This window comes from Bacillus sp. SIMBA_005 (assembly GCF_046535585.1).
Classification (GTDB): domain Bacteria; phylum Bacillota; class Bacilli; order Bacillales; family Bacillaceae; genus Bacillus; species Bacillus pumilus.
Genome location: NZ_JAWRWI010000014.1, coordinates 1 through 17,498 on the forward strand (window position 1 = coordinate 1; position 17,498 = coordinate 17,498).

General features: G+C 42.1%; 17 protein-coding genes and 1 pseudogene. All 18 read right to left on the reverse strand.

From position 1 onward, the window contains the following. Positions 1 to 390 precede the first annotated feature (390 nt). The 18 genes and pseudogenes from lysS to SB660_RS18030 all read right to left on the reverse strand — a co-directional run bounded on the left by lysS (position 391) and on the right by SB660_RS18030 (position 17,440). Positions 391 to 1,890: a lysine--tRNA ligase gene (gene lysS / locus SB660_RS17945; protein ID WP_012008682.1), complete on the reverse strand. Its 1,500-nt coding sequence runs from the start codon at positions 1,888 to 1,890 to the stop codon at positions 391 to 393. A 90-nt stretch (positions 1,891 to 1,980) separates the two neighbouring features. Then, on the reverse strand, positions 1,981 to 2,982 hold the full coding sequence (gene dusB / locus SB660_RS17950; RefSeq protein WP_061406505.1) for a tRNA dihydrouridine synthase DusB: 1,002 nt from the start codon (positions 2,980 to 2,982) through the stop codon (positions 1,981 to 1,983). Further along, positions 2,975 to 3,208 (reverse strand): helix-turn-helix domain-containing protein, encoded by a 234-nt coding sequence (locus SB660_RS17955; protein WP_410583614.1) that lies wholly within the window; start codon positions 3,206 to 3,208, stop codon positions 2,975 to 2,977. The genes dusB and SB660_RS17955 overlap by 8 nt, the downstream gene beginning before the upstream one ends. Continuing rightward, a complete protein-coding gene (gene folK, locus SB660_RS17960; protein WP_410583616.1) occupies positions 3,160 to 3,663 on the reverse strand; it encodes a 2-amino-4-hydroxy-6-hydroxymethyldihydropteridine diphosphokinase in 504 nt (167 codons plus the stop codon). Before folK ends, SB660_RS17955 begins: the two co-directional genes overlap by 49 nt. After that, positions 3,660 to 4,022, reverse strand: a complete 363-nt coding sequence (gene folB / locus SB660_RS17965; protein ID WP_081042369.1) for a dihydroneopterin aldolase — start codon at positions 4,020 to 4,022, stop codon at positions 3,660 to 3,662. The genes folK and folB overlap by 4 nt, the downstream gene beginning before the upstream one ends. After that, the gene (folP, locus tag SB660_RS17970; RefSeq protein ID WP_058015852.1) at positions 4,015 to 4,872 is read right to left on the reverse strand and encodes a dihydropteroate synthase; all 858 of its coding nucleotides are present in this window, start codon (positions 4,870 to 4,872) and stop codon (positions 4,015 to 4,017) included. The genes folB and folP overlap by 8 nt, the downstream gene beginning before the upstream one ends. Positions 4,873 to 4,881: 9 nt before the next feature. Next, positions 4,882 to 5,730, reverse strand: a complete 849-nt coding sequence (pabC, locus tag SB660_RS17975) for an aminodeoxychorismate lyase (RefSeq protein WP_410583618.1) — start codon at positions 5,728 to 5,730, stop codon at positions 4,882 to 4,884. Then, the gene (gene pabA / locus SB660_RS17980; RefSeq protein ID WP_058015850.1) at positions 5,727 to 6,320 is read right to left on the reverse strand and encodes an aminodeoxychorismate/anthranilate synthase component II; all 594 of its coding nucleotides are present in this window, start codon (positions 6,318 to 6,320) and stop codon (positions 5,727 to 5,729) included. Before pabA ends, pabC begins: the two co-directional genes overlap by 4 nt. Before the next feature lie 13 nt (positions 6,321 to 6,333). Beyond that, the gene (locus SB660_RS17985) at positions 6,334 to 7,752 is read right to left on the reverse strand and encodes an anthranilate synthase component I family protein (protein ID WP_410583620.1); all 1,419 of its coding nucleotides are present in this window, start codon (positions 7,750 to 7,752) and stop codon (positions 6,334 to 6,336) included. Between the two features lie 124 nt (positions 7,753 to 7,876). Then, positions 7,877 to 8,800, reverse strand: a complete 924-nt coding sequence (gene cysK / locus SB660_RS17990; RefSeq protein WP_012008673.1) for a cysteine synthase A — start codon at positions 8,798 to 8,800, stop codon at positions 7,877 to 7,879. A gap of 77 nt (positions 8,801 to 8,877) precedes the next feature. Beyond that, positions 8,878 to 9,780: a peptidyl-prolyl cis-trans isomerase gene (locus tag SB660_RS17995; protein ID WP_224925996.1), complete on the reverse strand. Its 903-nt coding sequence runs from the start codon at positions 9,778 to 9,780 to the stop codon at positions 8,878 to 8,880. Between the two features lie 52 nt (positions 9,781 to 9,832). Next, a complete protein-coding gene (gene hslO / locus SB660_RS18000; protein WP_410583623.1) occupies positions 9,833 to 10,708 on the reverse strand; it encodes an Hsp33 family molecular chaperone HslO in 876 nt (291 codons plus the stop codon). 15 nt (positions 10,709 to 10,723) lie between these two features. Beyond that, the gene (locus SB660_RS18005) at positions 10,724 to 11,500 is read right to left on the reverse strand and encodes a type III pantothenate kinase (protein WP_180309719.1); all 777 of its coding nucleotides are present in this window, start codon (positions 11,498 to 11,500) and stop codon (positions 10,724 to 10,726) included. A 162-nt stretch (positions 11,501 to 11,662) separates the two neighbouring features. After that, positions 11,663 to 13,564, reverse strand: a complete 1,902-nt coding sequence (ftsH, locus tag SB660_RS18010; RefSeq protein WP_410583625.1) for an ATP-dependent zinc metalloprotease FtsH — start codon at positions 13,562 to 13,564, stop codon at positions 11,663 to 11,665. A gap of 95 nt (positions 13,565 to 13,659) precedes the next feature. Beyond that, positions 13,660 to 14,199 carry a hypoxanthine phosphoribosyltransferase gene (gene hpt / locus SB660_RS18015; RefSeq protein WP_003217950.1) on the reverse strand — a complete coding sequence of 180 codons (540 nt, stop codon included), beginning with the start codon at positions 14,197 to 14,199 and terminating at the stop codon, positions 13,660 to 13,662. Further along, a pseudogene (gene tilS / locus SB660_RS18020) lies at positions 14,196 to 15,618 on the reverse strand (tRNA lysidine(34) synthetase TilS). The gene hpt and the pseudogene tilS overlap by 4 nt, the downstream one beginning before the upstream one ends. Positions 15,619 to 15,714: 96 nt before the next feature. Next, positions 15,715 to 16,722, reverse strand: a complete 1,008-nt coding sequence (locus tag SB660_RS18025) for a protein kinase domain-containing protein (RefSeq protein ID WP_410583627.1) — start codon at positions 16,720 to 16,722, stop codon at positions 15,715 to 15,717. Beyond that, a complete protein-coding gene (locus SB660_RS18030; protein ID WP_410583629.1) occupies positions 16,706 to 17,440 on the reverse strand; it encodes a vWA domain-containing protein in 735 nt (244 codons plus the stop codon). Before SB660_RS18030 ends, SB660_RS18025 begins: the two co-directional genes overlap by 17 nt. Between the last annotated feature and the right edge of the window lie 58 nt (positions 17,441 to 17,498).

Sequence of the window (17,498 nt, forward strand, 5' to 3'; positions counted from 1 at the left end):
CACGCCGCCAGCGTTCGTCCTGAGCCAGGATCAAACTCTCCGAAAAAGTACAAAACCGAAGTTTTGTTTTTCGTCAGTGTTTGACTGACTACCTATGATATATCATAGGATTTTTTTATAAAAACTCGAATTAACAGGTACGTTTTGTCTTGTTTAGTTTTCAAAGATCATATTCGTTATCGCTCGTAAGCGACTTTAACATCTTAACATTTCGTATCGGTTAAAGTCAAGAAGTTTTTTCAATTTCTTTTTTTAACCTCGCTGCTGTTTTGCGGCAACGAATAATAATATACCACCTTGATTCTTTCCTTGCAATAGTTTTTTTAAAAAAAGTTTCATTTTATGAAAAATAAAAAGCGCCATAGTTATAATGGCGCTTTAATTGATGTATTAGCGGTTTCTCATTTGTGGGAAAAGCAGTACATCTCTGATTGATGGAGAATTTGTTAATAGCATGATTAACCGGTCGATACCGATTCCTAGTCCGCCTGTTGGAGGCATACCATATTCTAATGCTTCAACAAAATCGTCATCCATTAGATGCGCTTCGTCATTTCCTTCTTCACGTTCTTTTAATTGAGCTTCGAAACGTTCTCTTTGATCGATTGGATCATTTAGCTCTGTGAATGCATTAGCATGTTCACGGCGTACGATAAATAGCTCAAAGCGATCTGTGAAGCGAGGGTCTTCAGGATTTTTCTTAGCTAATGGAGAAATCTCCACTGGGTGTCCGTAAATAAATGTAGGCTGTACCAAAGTTTCCTCAACTTTTTGCTCGAAGAACTCATTGATGATATGACCTACTGTCATGTTTTTCGTAATTTCAATTCCGTGATCAGCTGCATGCTGTTGCGCTTCTTCTACGGACATCTCCTGCCAGAAGTCTACACCAGTTGCTTCTTTGACCGCTTCAACCATATGGAGTCTCTTCCATTCAGGCTTGAGGTCAATTTCATCTTCTCCATATTGAATCGTGGTTGTTCCTAGTACCTCTTCGGCAATATGAGCAATCAGGTTTTCGGTTAGGTTCATGATGTCTTTATAATCTGCGTAAGCTTCGTAAAGCTCGATCATAGTGAATTCTGGGTTATGGCGAGTTGATACACCTTCGTTACGGAATACACGGCCAATCTCGTATACTTTCTCTAGGCCACCGACAATGAGGCGTTTTAAGTGCAGTTCAATCGCAATACGCATATAAAGCGGCATATCCAGTGCATTATGATGAGTAATGAAAGGACGTGCTGATGCACCACCAGGGATGCTGTGCATTGTTGGTGTTTCAACTTCTAGGTATCCTTTAGAATCTAAGTATCTTCTCATAGATTGGATGATCTTGCTTCGCATGATGAACGTCTGCTTACTTTCTGGATTTACAATCAGATCAAGGTAACGCTGACGATAACGTTGTTCAACATCTTTAAGTCCATGATATTTATCAGGAAGCGGGCGAAGTGCTTTTGTGAGAACCTCAAAGCTAGTCGCTTTAATAGAAAGTTCTCCTACATTCGTTTTAAATACTGTTCCTGTTACACCGATAATATCGCCTAGGTCTGAGCTTTTGAATAATTCGTAAGCTTCTTCTCCTACACTATCTTTACGAACGTAGATTTGAATTTGTCCTTCTAAATCTTGTATATGCGCAAAGCCAGCTTTCCCTTTTCCGCGCTTAGTCATCATACGTCCAGCGATTGTCACTTGGGCAGACTTTTCTTCTAAGTCTTCTTTAGAAAACTCATCGTATTCAGCAATAATTTGGGCAGATTGATGAGAACGGTCATATCGTTCACCGAATGGATCGATACCCTCTTCTCTCATTTTATTCATTTTGTCACGTCTGACCTGGAATTGGTCATTTAATTCTTCGTTATTAAGCCCTTCATTACTCATTTATATCACTCCATTAATGTATTTTGCAGAGAAAAGCAGAAAAACTGCCAGTACATGCACTAGCAGTGAGCTACAAAAAGAAAGATAGTCTTATCCTACTTTTATACTTTGAAGCTCTTTTGCCTCGGCTTCGATCGTAAAGTTATCAAGAACTTGTACAAGCTCCGCTCTCGTTTCACTCTGATTGATTTGATTTCTCACGTCCGCATTGCCTCGGACACCTTTTAAGTACCATGCTGCGTGCTTTCTCATTTCTCTGACAGCCACATGCTCGCCTTTTAGATCAATGAGTCTGTCTAAGTGAAGCTTGCACACTGACATCTTCTCACGTACGTTTGGCTCTTCTTTCAATTCACCCGTTTCTAAATAATGAACCGTTCGGTAGATCATCCATGGGTTTCCTAGTGCGGCTCTTCCGATCATGACAGCATCTGCACCCGTTTCATCAAGCATACGTTTTGCATCCTGAGGGGTTTTGACATCTCCATTGCCGATGACTGGAATGGAAACAGATTGTTTGACCTCTTTTATAATATCCCAATTCGCTGTTCCTTCGTACATCTGCACACGTGTCCGTCCGTGAAGCGCAACCGCTTGTCCACCTGCTCTTTCAACAGCACGGGCATTGTCGATAGCGAAGATATGATCTTCGTCCCAGCCCATTCTCATTTTCACCGTAACAGGTTTATCTACAGCATCTACAACAGCAGAGACCATTTCATAAATCTTGTTTGGATCAAGCAGCCATTTCGCTCCTGCATCACATTTCGTAATCTTCGGCACAGGACAGCCCATGTTGATATCAATAATGTCCGCTGTGGTATTCTGGTCTACAAACTTTGCCGCTTCAACGAGAGTGTCTTTTTCTCCTCCAAATATCTGAAGGCTCAAAGGCTTTTCCCGTTCATCAATGTATAGCATACCCATTGTTCTTGCATTGTTGATCAGGATCGCCTTATCACTGACCATTTCAGCGCAGACTAAACCTGCTCCAAACTCTTTCACTGTCAGTCTGAAGGCAGAGTTGCACACACCAGCCATAGGCGCGAGCACCACTTTGTTTTTAATGTCGATATCTCCGATTTTAAACATCATTTCCCCTCCTTTCTTCTTCAAGAATTGGCGAAAGTTCTTCCACCGTTATATTTAAAGCATCTGCTATTTGACCAACCAATTGGTTGGTTGGTAATCGATTGCCACGCTCAATTTCTCCTAAGACAGAGACAGAGATGCCCAGTCTTTTCGCGAACCCTTCCTGAGTATACCCTTTTAGCTTTCGGTATGCACGAATTCTTCTACCCCACATTTCTTTTTCCATATGCTTACACCTTCTTGGTCTGTTACGGCATTTATTTGTACTTCGCCGATTTCTGGGCAAATCTCACTCATCGGAACGAGAACGAATAAACGTTCGTACATTCTAGGATGCGGCACTACAAGCTGTTCTGTTTCAATATTTTCACGATTATAAAGTAAAATGTCAAGGTCAGCCGTTCGCGGTCCCCATCTCACTTCTCTTGTTCTGCCTAACTCTTGCTCGATTTTCTGAGTAAGTGCCAGTAATTCATTTGGACGAAGCGAGGTGGAAATTTTCACAGCCATATTTAAAAAGTCATCTTGGTTTTCGTAACCTACAGGTGTTGTTTCATATATAGATGAGATCGATTCTACTTGAACATCTGGATGTTCGTGCAGTTTTTTCACAGCTTCTTTTAAATAGGTTTCCTTTTTCCCTATGTTCGAACCTAAAGCAATGTATGCGGTATTGTTCATGCGCGCGATCTCGTCATTTCAATGGCAACGGACTGATAGTGTCCTGGAATTGGCGGATCTGGTTTGATTACCTTCACTGTACATTCCTGAACTGTCGGAAAGTCCTTTAGCACTTGGCTCGCAATTCTTTCTGTCAGTGTTTCAACGAGGTTGACTGGTTCACCCTCTACAATGCTTTTACAGATTTGGTAGAGCTCCGCATAATTGATGGTCTGATTGAGGTCATCAGTTTGTCCGGCTTTACTTAAATCGAGTGAAGCTGTTAAATCCACACGGAACCGCTGTCCTAATTTATTTTCTTCTGCAAATACGCCATGGTAGCCGTAAAATTCCATTCCATTTACATATACTTTATCGATGATAAGCGCCTCCCTTATTCAGCATGGCATCCATCATTTTTGCCATTCTTGCGATTTCTTTTACATCATGTACGCGAACCATCGCACTGCCTTTTTGAATCCCAAGACAGACTGTGGCCCCCGTTCCTTCAGTACGTTCTTCCGGTGGCAGGTCTAAGACAGCTCCGATGAATCGTTTTCGAGATGTAGCTAAGAGCAGTGGATACCCAAGGTGACAAAAATGTTCGAGCTCATTCATGACCATCAGGTTGTCCTCTTTATTTTTCGCAAACCCTACACCTGGGTCTAATATGATCATGTCATCACGGACACCGGCTTGTTTCGCAATCTGAACACTTTCTTTCAAATCTGCGATCATATCTGAAATCAAATGTGTGTAATTTCGCTCTGGCCGATTGTGCATTAAAATAATCGGCACATTGTGCTTCGCTGCCACATGCGCCATTTGAGGATCTGCCTTCGCTCCCCATACATCATTAATGATGGAAGCTCCGGCTTTCACTGCTTCATCTGCCACATGGGCTTTATACGTATCAATGGAAATCGGTACATCCAATTCTTTCGTGATCTTTTCAATGACGGGAATGACTCTTGAAAGCTCTTCTTGTTCTGAGACAAATGCCGCTCCTGGGCGAGTCGATTCTCCGCCAATATCAATGATATGTGCCCCGTCCTCTATCAGCTGTGCTGCATGTGCCAGCGCTTTATCCACTTGATTAAACTTTCCTCCATCTGAAAAAGAGTCAGGTGTGACATTTAAAATGCCCATGACCAATGTCTTTTCTTCATAACTAAGGGTGTGGTGCTTGGCTTGTATGACTTTAGGCTGCTTTATCACTTGTTGTGTCATTGTGTCCACCTACTCTTTATAATCTAGACGTTCTTTTGTATATTGTGCTCTCAATTTCGTTGAGAAGATCCGGCTGTTTTGGGGAAAGGAGATTTCCCCTATACTTCTGAAAGGCACAACCCCTTGAACAGAATTGGTCATCCATGCCTCATCAGCTGATAGCAAATGGGAGACTGGGTATCGCCCTACTTTTAGTGAAGCCTCCATCGCTTGGAGTGTTTCGATACAATATCGACGAGTGACCCCATTTAAAATGCCTGTATCAAGTGACGGTGTATAAATCACATCGCCTTTTCGCCAAAATACATTGGAGGTAATGCCTTCTGCCACATCATTTTCTTTTGTTAAAAAGATACCTTCTAACTTCGGGTCATTTCCCACTTCTCTTTTTGCAACCAGGTTGTTCATATAATGGTGAGACTTGAGGCGCCTCGGACCTTCCGGCGTATTTCTCCTCGTTTGAAGAATGACTCCCTGTTTCTCATCTAAAACAGATTCGGGCCGGAATGGAGAGATCATGACAAACACGACAGACTCTTCATAAGGATCTGCAGAAAATCCATTGCCCCTGCCCGCAGAAACATTGAATCGAATTCTCGCATGACCACCGGCTAATTCGTTTTTATTTAGTAAGGTATGAATGATGTCGAGTACAAATGGTTTCTCTATTGTGGATTCGATGCAAAGGTCACGCAATGATTGGTTGAGCCTTTCAAGGTGCCAATCTAACAGAAAGACTTGTCCTGCCAGGCTGGTAAATGTTTCGAATACACCGATGCCATATAGAAAACCATGATCAAAAGGAGAAAGAGTCGCGTCTTTCTCCTCTATATACTGACCGTTCAGATAAATGATCATGCGTTTACTTCATGCCCCTTTTTACGATAGGTTTCAATGAAATTTTTAAGCATTTCTTTTCCGAAGGACGTCATAATCGATTCAGGATGAAACTGTACACTTTCAATTGGCAGCTCTTTATGGCGAATGGCCATGAGCTCGCCTTCCTTTGTGCTGGCTGTTGCGTCAAAGCACTCCGGCAGCGTTTCATTTTTGACAATTAATGAATGATATCTTGTTGCGACAAGCGGATTTTGGAGTCCAGTGAAGACACCTTTTCCGTCATGTTCAATCTCTGACGTTTTACCATGCATTAAGCGCTCAGCACGAACGACATCCCCTCCAAAGACTTGCGCAATGGATTGATGCCCTAAGCATACACCGAAGATCGGAATACTTCCCGCAAAGTGCTTGATTGCCTCCATACTAATTCCCGCTTCATCAGGACTGCATGGCCCTGGAGAAATCATGAGAAAATCTGGCTTGAGCTCTTCGATTTCTTGAATGGTTACTTGATCATTCCGTTTCACGATCAATTCTTCTCCAAGCTCACCTAAATACTGGACCAGGTTGTACGTAAATGAATCATAATTATCAATCATTACTATCATGCTCTGCTCACCTCTAACTCAAAATAGTCTCTTCTTTGCTCAACTGTAATGCTTTTTTTACTGCATAGGCTTTTTTAATCGATTCTTTATATTCGTGCTTTGGTACAGAATCGATGACGATCCCAGCACCCGACTGCATAAAGGCTTTGCCTTCAGTGCAGTACGCCGTACGAATGACGATGTTAAAGTGCATATCTTGATTAAATCCAAACCAGCCTATAGATCCAGTATAAAGCCCACGCCTTGTTGGCTCAAGCTCTTCTATAATTTCCATTGTTCTCACCTTTGGAGCACCTGTAATTGTGCCGCCTGGGAATACGGCTCTCATGACATCTACTGCATCACAATCATCACGCAGTTCCCCTTGTACGTTGGATACAATGTGCATCACATGTGAATATTTCTCAATCGCCATAAATTCGTTCACTCTTACTGAGCCATAAGTGGACACGCGTCCAAGATCATTTCGCTCAAGATCGACGAGCATCACATGCTCCGCGCGTTCTTTTTCATTTTCAATGAGCTCTTTTGCCAGCGCTTGATCCTCAGCATCGTCTTTGCCTCTTGATCTTGTACCCGCAATCGGTCTTGTTTCTAATTGAGTCCCCTTTTTCTTAATCAGCAGCTCTGGAGATCCACAAACAATTTGGAAATCAGGCGTGTGCAAATAAGACATATAAGGAGATGGATTGACTTGACGTAACGTTTTGTATAAATCATAAGGGTGGGTGTGGAGCTGTTCATCTTGTCTGATGGATAAATTCACTTGGAACACATCACCGCTTGTGATATATTGCTTAATCTTCTCTACTGCTTCTCCAAAGGTCTCTTCAGTAAAAGGTGCTGCTGGTACAAATTCTGCAGAAGATTCATAAACAGGTGATTGTGCTGATTCGATTACAGAGCTTGTCCACTTTTGCTTCAAATCTTCAAGTCTTTGATGAGTGACACTCACAGGTTCCGCTCCCTCTGTGTGAGTAATCAGCCACAACATATTTTCCTTATGATCAAAGACTGCAACATCATTAAACACGAGAAAATAAAGATCAGGTGTTTTCAGGTCATCAATGGACAGCATCTTAAAATGCTCGATATATCTAGCATAATCATAGCTTAAAAATCCAATCGCCCCGCCTTGAAAATCAGGGTATTCCTCATTCGTTTCGGTTTGAAGGGTTTTGAACCAATCCGTAAACGCTCTGAATGGATCGCCTTCTTTAAACAGCACCTCATCTTGATAATGGATGGTTGTCATCCCATCTTTCCCCTTCGCTTTAGCGATTGGGTGAATACCAGCAATGCTGTAGGAACCGCCGCGAGCACTTTCAAGCAGAACATGGTGTGTTTCGCCAGCAGTTAGTTGTTCGTATCTTTCCAAGAATGCATCTTTCGTAAAAGGAATTTTGATGCCCATCGGCCTGCGTTGTGTCATGTTATCATCCTTTTTCATTTTCATTAATCTTATTGTAATGCAATCCAATTTATTTAGAAAATAGTATTTACTTTCCATCTACAGATTTCATAAAAAAACCCCAGCAAATGCTGGGGTTTTTGGTTTAATCGAATTGATAAAGAGGTGTGCTGAGGTAACGCTCCCCATTACTTGGGATGATTGCGAGAACCTTTTTCCCTTTACCAAGCTTTTTCGCTGTTTGAAGTGCTGCGTAAATAGCTGCTCCTGAAGAAATACCGCCAAGGATTCCTTCCTCTTTCGCTGCTTTTCTTGCAAGCTCAAATGCATCTTCGTTTTTCACTTGGATAATGCCATCATATACTTCCGTGTTTAAGATGGAAGGAATAAAACCTGCTCCAATCCCTTGGATTTTATGCGGGCCCGGCTTTCCGCCTGATAATACAGGAGAATCTGTCGGCTCTACCGCATAAAGCTGAATCGATGGGATGGCTTCTTTTAGGACTTCGCCAGCACCCGTAATTGTGCCGCCCGTACCAACACCTGCAATAAATGCATCAAGCTCGCCGTCAAACTGTTCAAGAATTTCTTTTCCTGTAGTACGACGGTGAATCTCCGCATTGGCTTCGTTGCTAAATTGCTGAGGCATGAAGTAACCGTGCTCTTCTGCCAATTCTTCTGCCTTTTTGATGGCACCTTTCATTCCTTCTGCACCTGGTGTTAATACAAGCTCTGCACCATAAGCACGTAAAAGGTTACGGCGCTCCTGACTCATTGTGTCTGGCATCACTAGAATGGCGTTAATTCCTTTCGCTGCCGCTACCATTGCAAGACCGATCCCTGTGTTTCCGCTTGTTGGTTCGATGAGCGTGTCGCCGGCTTTTAAAGTACCTTTCGCTTCAGCATCTTCAATCATCGCTAACGCAATACGATCTTTCACACTGCTGCCCGGGTTCATATATTCAAGCTTCAAGTAGACATCCGCACTGTCTTCATCTACTAAACGGTTTAATTTAACGACTGGTGTATTTCCTATTAGTTCAAAAACTGAATTTGCAATACGAGCCATCACTAACACCTCTATCTCCGAGTAATTTTATTGTATTAATATTAAATTATCAATTTCGAAAAATTTTGTCAATGCTTTTAGTCCTGCTCGCCATCGTAAAACCATGTGACTTTTGCTTCTTTCCACAGAGTTTTGACATTCGCCTTTTCACCTAGATCTTCCATGGCAATCTGCCTTTTGATCTGATTTTTGACTTCTTCATACGAGAAGGAGCGGCCATCTAATTTTTCTTTCAATTGAATAATGGCATACCCGTTTTTGGTCTCGATCGGTTCTTTTGTCCATTCATCTGGCTGAAGCTTTTGAGCTTCCTGTATGTATAGGGCCGGGATACTTTCTTGTTCTTCCGTCACAAACCCAAGATCTCCGCCATATGGAGAGGTGTAGCGGTCAATGGAGCGTTCAGCTGCCACCGCCTCGAAGCTAGATCCGCCTTTCAGATCCTTCAAAACATTTTCAGCTTCACCTTTTGTCTTCACGACGATATGACGAATACGGTATGAATCATCATATTGATATAAGTCCTTGTTTTTTTCATAAAAGGATTTCGCTTCTTTTTCAGAAACGACAGCATCTCTCGTTAAAAGCTGCTCTAATAAAATTTGATAACGAATCTGTTCTGTCCAGTCCTTTTCACTCGTATGTCCATCTTCGTAGAAATTATTAGATACCGCCTTAAGCATCAGCAATTCACGATTGATTTCTTTTGAGGACACCTCAAGCTTGTTTTCTTTCGCAAGCTGATTGACCACCTTCTGGTTAATCATTTGCTCAAGTGTTGCCTTTCCATAGCGGTCTTCCATCTTCTTTAACCATTCTTGACGTGTCACCTTCTCTTTTCCAATCGACGCGATTTCTTCACCGCTCTTCCCGTTTGAAGAAGCCTGTGACATTTGCGACTTTGTTAATACATATGCAATGACAACGGCATTGATCATAAGCAACACGAGAATAAATGTCCATACCACTCTTGCTTTCAGTCTCATCTTTCGTCTCCTTTCCATTCTAAAAAGAAAACCCGCTGCTTAGAGCTTAGCGGGTTATTTCTTCACGTAGCTCCTCTAGCTCTTCTTTTGTAAATACATACGTTTCGTTACAAAAATGGCATTGAGCTTCTGCTTGTCCTTCTTGTTCAATCATATCGTCAATTTCGGCTTTCCCTAGGCTGATAATGCCATTAGCAAAACGTTCTTTTGAGCAGTTACAAGAAAATTCGACAGGTACAGTTTCTAAAATTTGAGGTTTTTCTCCGAGTACTTCTTCTAAAATTTCTTCTGGTGTCATCCCTTTTTCAATGAGTTTAGAAATGGGTTCAATGGTTGAGAGCCGCTTTTCTAATCTTTCAATGACAGCATCTTCTGTTCCAGGCAGCAATTGAATGATGAAACCGCCAGCTGCGAGAATCGAGTTATCTGGATTGACGAGAACCCCTACACCTACAGAGGAAGGCACTTGCTCAGAAGAGAAAAGATAATAAGTGAAGTCATCTCCAATTTCACCTGAGACGATCTCCGTTTGTCCTGTAAAGTGATCTTTCAGTCCGATATCTTTCACAACACTTAACGTTCCAGATGTCCCGACTGCACGTCTAACATCCAGCTTGCCATGTTCATTTAAGTCAAAGTGGACTTGTGGGTTTGAGACATATCCGCGCACTTGGCCCTTTGCGTTTCCATCAGCAATGATGGCACCGATTGGTCCACCGCCTTCAATTTTAACCGTTAGCTTATTTTCGCCTTTCAGCATAGCACCCATCATGACTGTAGCAGTCATAGTTCTGCCAATCGCTGCTGATGCTGTTGGCCATGTATGGTGTCTTCTTTGTGCTTCATTGATTGTATCTGTTGTGTTTGCAGCATATGCTCGGACTTTTCCGTCATATGCTAACGCTTTAACTAAGTAATCCATTCGATTTTAAACCTCCTATAGTACACCTACACGATTACGTTCATAAATGAGTTGAAGTCCTTTTAATGTTAAGAACGGATCGACAATATCAATGCAATCTGATTCATTTCCAATCAATGTCGACAAACCGCCTGTTGCAATGACTTTCGGTGTTTGTTTCGCTTGCTGCTTCATCCGTTTCACTATTCCCTCGACTTGCCCAACATATCCATAAAGGATGCCGGATTGCATCGCACTGATGGTGTTTTTTCCAACAATGTGTTCTGGACGGACAATTTCAATTCTCGGCAGTTTTGCTGCTCTTGTATATAAAGCCTCTGTTGAGATGGTAATACCAGGTGCAATCGCCCCACCCATGTATTGTTTTTGTTCATTGATATAACAGTAGGTTGTCGCTGTACCGAAATCTACGACAATGAGAGGTGCCCCATAAAGGTGAATCGCCGCTACTGCATTCACAATTCGATCAGCCCCGACTTCCTTTGGATTGTCACACATAATGTTTAATCCAGTCTTCATTCCAGGCCCTACAATTTGGGGAGTTATGTGAAAGTACTTCTCGCACATTCTTTCTAATGCAAACATCATTGGCGGGACAACAGACGAGATGATAATTCCTTCTATTTGGTCAAACATTAGCCCGACATAATCAAATAAAGACCTGATGGCCATACCAAATTCATCTTCTGTTTTATGACGGCTTGTTTCAATTCGCCAATGGTAGTTTAGTTCGCCATTATGATAAACACCTAAAACGGTATTTGTGTTCCCTACATCTATCACGAGTAACAACTTCATCACCACTTTGAATAGTTTCTCAAAAAGAGCATTTTTCGACTTTCTATCATACCATACACGAATTGAGTTCCATTTGTAAACAATTCGAAACCGATCCATTCAGGAATTGAAATAAAAAAAGCTGCCGGTGATCCCGGCAGCTTTCACAGAGGGAGATTAGATCTCCTCATCTTCTTTTTTCTTGATGTTCACTTTCACATCATCATTCTTCTCTTCGTCATCTGCGTATACACGCTCTGGAAGCTTTCCAGTTTCGTAAAGAGATTTAATTTGTTCAGCATCTAATGTTTCAACTTCTAGAAGGGCTTGTGCGATAATTTCTAGCTTATCTTTGTTCTCAGTGAGAATTTGTTTCGCACGTTCGTAGCTGTCCTTGATGAAACGCTGAATTTCTTGGTCAATCTCGTAAGCAATGGCTTCACTATAATTCGGCTCGTTGTTAAAATCACGGCCTAGGAACACTTGACCACCTTGTGCTTGACCGAACTGAAGCGGACCAAGCTTATCAGACATACCGAACTCAGTAACCATTTTTCTTGCAATGCCTGTTGCACGCTGGAAGTCGTTGTGAGCGCCTGTGCTTACTTCACCAAACGTAATTTCCTCTGCAACACGACCGCCGAGCAAGCCGACAATTTTATCAAGAAGCTCTGGCTTCGTTTGGAAATAACGGTCTTCTCTTGGAAGCATGACCGCATATCCGCCTGCCTGACCACGAGGAACGATCGTTACTTTATGCACCATGTCCGCTTCGTCTAGGATAAGACCAATGACGGTATGACCTGCTTCATGGTAAGCCACGATATTACGTTCTTTCTTCGAAATGACGCGGCTTTTCTTCGCCGGCCCAGCGATGACACGATCAGTCGCTTCGTCGATATCACGCATATCAATTTTCTTTTTGTTATGACGGGCAGCAACAAGTGCTGCTTCGTTTAGTAAGTTCTCAAGATCTGCTCCAGAGAACCCAGGTGTTCTGCTTGCAATGGCTTTCAAGTTCACTGTATCATCAAGCGGTTTGTTTTTCGCATGAACCTTCAGTACTTCTTCACGGCCAATGACATCTGGGCGGTCAACCGTAATTTGACGGTCAAAGCGTCCCGGACGCAGCAATGCAGGATCTAGGATATCTGCACGGTTCGTCGCAGCGATGATAATAATACCTTCGTTCGCACTAAAACCATCCATTTCAACAAGAAGCTGGTTAAGCGTTTGTTCACGCTCGTCATGACCACCGCCAAGACCGGCTCCACGCTGACGACCCACTGCATCAATCTCATCAATAAAGATCAAGCATGGTGCATTCTTTTTCGCATTTTCGAATAAATCACGTACACGTGATGCACCGACACCGACGAACATCTCGACGAAGTCAGAACCACTGATGCTGAAGAAAGGAACGCCTGCTTCTCCTGCAGATGCTCTCGCAAGTAATGTTTTACCTGTACCTGGAGGTCCTACTAGTAAAACCCCTTTAGGAATTCTTGCGCCAAGCTCCGCAAATTTACGTGGATCCTTCAGGAATTCAACCACTTCTACAAGCTCTTGCTTTTCTTCATCTGCACCGGCAACATCTTTAAATTTCACACGCTTCTTCTCTTCTGTGTAAAGCTTCGCCTTACTTTTACCAAAGTTCATAACACGGCTTCCACCGCCCTGAGCTTGGTTTAATAAGAAGAAGAACAGGATAAAGATGATGATGAACGGAATGATGGTTGTCAAAACTTGCAGCCATCCATTTGTTTCAGGTGCGGGTTCTACTTTTACATCTGTATTCTTCAGTGCACTGTAAATCTGGTCAACACCTTGACCATCTGGAACATGGGTAATGAAGTATTCATCTTTCTTCGCGCCATCTAATTGACCACGAATTTCATAAACCCCTCTTACAGGCTGAATGGAGATACTCTCCACTTTTCCCGCACTTAGATTTTGCGAAAATTTGCTGTAAGACATGTTCTCAGGCTTTTGATTAGGGGATCCTAACCAACTGACTACCCCTATCACAAGTAATAAAATAAGTATATAAAAAATCGTATTACGAAAAACCCGATTCATTCCTTACCTCCTCCCACAGTAAGCACAACTATGTTCAATAGTATCATAGAAAATCATTCCAATACAACCAATAACCTCATGTATACGTATGCTGATTAGCCTTCGTAAACAGATGGTTTTAACACTCCAATATACGGGAGGTTTCGGTAACGTTCAGCGAAATCCAATCCATAGCCGACAACAAATGCATCTGGCACTTCAAATCCAACATAATCTGCTTTGATGTCTGCTTTACGACCGCTTGGTTTATCAAGCAATGTCACAATTTTTATGGAGTTTGCTTTACGGTATCGGAAAAGCTCTACCAGATAGCTCAAAGTTAACCCACTGTCGATGATATCTTCCATAATTAAAATATCTCTTCCTTCAACAGAAGTATCTAGATCTTTAATGATCTTTACTTCTCCTGAAGATACGGTAGATTTTCCGTAGCTAGATACATCCATAAAATCAAGTTCTAAATATGTATCAATGTGTTTGATCAGGTCTGCCATAAATGGAAGAGCCCCTTTCAATACACCAATAGCCAGGGGAAATTTACCATCATAATCGCTGGTTAATGTTGCACCCAGTTCCTTCACTTTTTGCTGGATCTCTTCTTCTGAGATCAAAACCTTTTCAATATCTTGTTTCATGCTTTTGCTTGCCCCCTACAAATTTTCATGCTGTCTATATTGTAATACAATGAGATCGCTGTTTGTCATATCAATTTCTTCAAAAACGGATTTTTTCAGACCTGGGATCCAGATGATTTGATGATCCGAGTCAGTGACGATCGGCCAGCTGTCTCTTTCTGCAAGAGGCACTTTTTTATCAATAAATATATCCTTCACCTTTTTTGATCCATTCATCCCTTTAAGTTTAATTCGATCACCATTTTTTCGTGAGCGAATGATCAAAGGGAAACGAACATGATCTTTTTGAAGCAAGAAAAAATGGTTTCCGTTCCGTGCATCCTCCGGAACATGATTTGATACCACAATAGACTGCCCATTTGGAAGGAAAAGCTTCTCTCCAAGTTCGCCCTTTAAGTGAAGAGCATAAGACTGGTCTAGTACAAGCGATCGTTCAAAGGTAAACATACAGTAATCATAAGACTTGACAGCTTGTAAACCTTTTGGCAAATCTAATGATCCAGACGGTTGTTCGGTATGAGATAACCAGTCCAAAGTCCCTAGAATATGCTGGTTTGAAAACGCTGATTGAGTGTTTTCATAAAGATAGTTTAATATTAGTTGAATGCCTCTTCTTTGTAAAGGCAAAGGCAGGTCAAGCAAAGGCTTCGTTTTGATCTTAATTTGCTTAGGCGATTGATTCGTTATCACTTGGTTCATTTGTTCCTTTGTTAATGCCTGCAAGTATTGCTCATCTTCAGTCAGCATATCACTTACAAACTGAAAGCTTTCATGTACATGAGGTGCCTCTTCTTTTAACACGGGAAGAATGTGTCTTCTTACCCGGTTTCTCAAGTAGTCATCTGTGTGATTGCTTTGATCAATGACATAGGGGATATGTTCTTTTTCACAAGCGGTCAGCACGTCATCCTTGGAATATCCAATGAGCGGCCGAATCAGCCATCCACCTTGATAAGGACGTTTTGCTTGGATACCTGCGAGCCCTATTCCAACTGTCCCTCTCACAAGCCTCATCATCATTGTTTCTACTTGGTCGTCCCCATGATGTGCAAGCGCTATAAATTGAGCGTTGTATTGCTCCATCAATTGACGAAAGAAAGCATATCTGCACTCTCTTGCAGCTGCCTGTTTGTTTAAGTGGTTTTCTTTTGCATATTGGGCAACTTGTATGCGGGCCGATTCAAAAGGAATTTCTTGCTCCTTGCAGTATGCCTCAACAAATGCCAAATCAGCAAAAGATTCTTCTCCTCTGAACATGTGATCTACATGGGCTGCAATCAGCTGAAAGGAATCTTTGCGACGTTTGTTTAGTTCGTGCAGTAAAAGCATGGAATCTGGTCCGCCAGAAACCCCGACAATGACTGTCGTATTTTCAAGGTAAACATCATGTTTTTTCAAAAATGATTCAATTCTATTCACAACTTCCTCCTCACAAAGAGCAGGTAATTTAAAGATATACATATCCTATCACTTTCAGTAGCTCCAAGCAAAGATGAAGCCTGCTTTTTTACAGGTCTATAGCAGGAACAAAACTACATATGCACAGTAAAGAGCAAGTACACTGCACACGATAAGAATAGTTTCAAAAAGCCCACCCGATTTTTTGCGTACTTGTGTTCTTTTTGCTGCGGCAACTCTCGATCGTGAAGTCACATGTTGATTTTGTTGAACAGCGGGCTTTTGCCCGTTTTTTTTCTGCTGCTTCTTTTGACTCGCTTTTCTTGAAGCGATCAGCTGTCCTTCTTTCAGCATCGCACTCTTCATAGCCGCCGCTGATTGATATTTACCTTGTAGAGCAGCCTTTAATACCCTCTCATATCGCTTTAATAAAGGATGTCCTTCAATGGCTCTGTAAAGCTGCTTTTCTGGTTCTGCTCCTTTTTTGAATTCTTTCTTATACGCACAATTCACCATTACCATGCTTAAGGCAAATAGATCATAGGATGGCTCTGCCTTTCTTGTGCCGAATCCCCAATAGCCTCGATCAAAAAACTCTGTATATTCCTTGATTGCCCTGCCCGCTTTTGTCGTTCCCCCTACATCAATGCACCGAATCGCGGCCGGGGGACCTGACACGATGAGATTATCTGGCTTCAAGTCACCAAATATCCACCCTTCTTGATGTAAATGAGCCAAATTAGATAAAAGCTGAACCATTAAAACGACGATCCACTCATCTCCTTTTTGTTTTACAAATTCCAGCAGTAATGGGCCTCTGACATACTCCATCACATAAAAGGAACGCTTTTGAAGCATGCCGGGATAAATCGCATCATCCATATCATAAAAAGAAGGCCCCATGGTTTTCACAGGAGCCTTAGAAAAGGATTTTAATACATTGACTTCAGATGCAATGAGCATACTGTCATCACTCACTTTAAGGGCTACTTGACCATTTGGCGATTCGGCTAGATAGACAATACCGTTCGCCCCTTTTCCCAGCTCTTTTACAATGCGGTAATGATGGTGATGCCATTTCCCTTGAATCACCGTGCCTAACGGAATGTTAGAAGCCGAATTCATCATGCTCTTCCTTTGCTTCAAGCAGCCCTTTACGCGAACGAACTGATTTGAAATGCTGGAGCGCTTCTCGAAGCGCTGGTCCAGTTGGAGTGATTCCTCCTGTGGTCAGTTTCGGGAAAATAGATGATAGTGAATCGAATCGAGGCGTCCAATTCAACACAATTTCAGCATCTGAGTTTTTCCCGGGAAATATACACATCCCAAACTGATTTTCACCAATTCTTGAATTTAAACTAATGGAGAGATCAATGAGTGCTTCTTTAACGGTCGGCAGCTTCGGTCTCATACTTGCACTTGTATCAACAAGCACAAGTACTTGAAGGTGAACTGTCTCTCCTAACTCATCGACTACTTCCATCACTTCCCCGCGCTTATCAGGCGGAAGCTCTTCTATTTCAGTATCTTTGCCAAGTATTTGCTGCAATTCTTTATTCACAACACCTTGTAAGGTTTGTGTCATCGCTTTTTTTGTGACCATTTGTACCGTTTGAGATAACTGCTGGACGTAGACAACTTGATGAATGCCTCCGCCTGCTAGAGCAATCCCCTCAACTTCTTTCATTGCTTCATGATCGTGTCTGTTTTCCTCCATAATGCCAATGACATTGACTGTAATCCCTTGTTCCTTTGCCAATGAGGCAATCGCAAGTGGATCTTCCCCGTGATTTGAGCAGCCATCTGTAATCAATAAGATTTGGTTTACGTGACCTTTTCGCATCTTCATTCCTCCTGGGATCGTAACTGAATGCTTTATATCCCCATCATCGCCAGAAGAA

Bases quoted from the DNA above. Each gene is read 5' to 3' on its own strand.
- SB660_RS18030 (WP_410583629.1), bottom strand. From the start codon at position 17,440: ATGCGAAAAGGTCACGTAAACCAAATCTTATTGATTACAGATGGCTGC.
- ftsH (WP_410583625.1), bottom strand. From the start codon at position 13,564: ATGAATCGGGTTTTTCGTAATACGATTTTTTATATACTTATTTTATTA.
- SB660_RS17985 (WP_410583620.1), bottom strand. From the start codon at position 7,752: ATGACACAACGCAGGCCGATGGGCATCAAAATTCCTTTTACGAAAGAT.
- SB660_RS17955 (WP_410583614.1), bottom strand. From the start codon at position 3,208: ATGGAAAAAGAAATGTGGGGTAGAAGAATTCGTGCATACCGAAAGCTA.
- cysK (WP_012008673.1), bottom strand. From the start codon at position 8,800: ATGGCTCGTATTGCAAATTCAGTTTTTGAACTAATAGGAAATACACCA.
- pabA (WP_058015850.1), bottom strand. From the start codon at position 6,320: ATGATAGTAATGATTGATAATTATGATTCATTTACGTACAACCTGGTC.
- hpt (WP_003217950.1), bottom strand. From the start codon at position 14,199: ATGAAACAAGATATTGAAAAGGTTTTGATCTCAGAAGAAGAGATCCAG.
- lysS (WP_012008682.1), bottom strand. From the start codon at position 1,890: ATGAGTAATGAAGGGCTTAATAACGAAGAATTAAATGACCAATTCCAG.
- SB660_RS18025 (WP_410583627.1), bottom strand. From the start codon at position 16,722: ATGAATTCGGCTTCTAACATTCCGTTAGGCACGGTGATTCAAGGGAAA.
- hslO (WP_410583623.1), bottom strand. From the start codon at position 10,708: ATGGATTACTTAGTTAAAGCGTTAGCATATGACGGAAAAGTCCGAGCA.
- folK (WP_410583616.1), bottom strand. From the start codon at position 3,663: ATGAACAATACCGCATACATTGCTTTAGGTTCGAACATAGGGAAAAAG.
- pabC (WP_410583618.1), bottom strand. From the start codon at position 5,730: ATGATCATTTATCTGAACGGTCAGTATATAGAGGAGAAAGACGCGACT.
- folP (WP_058015852.1), bottom strand. From the start codon at position 4,872: ATGACACAACAAGTGATAAAGCAGCCTAAAGTCATACAAGCCAAGCAC.
- dusB (WP_061406505.1), bottom strand. From the start codon at position 2,982: ATGTTTAAAATCGGAGATATCGACATTAAAAACAAAGTGGTGCTCGCG.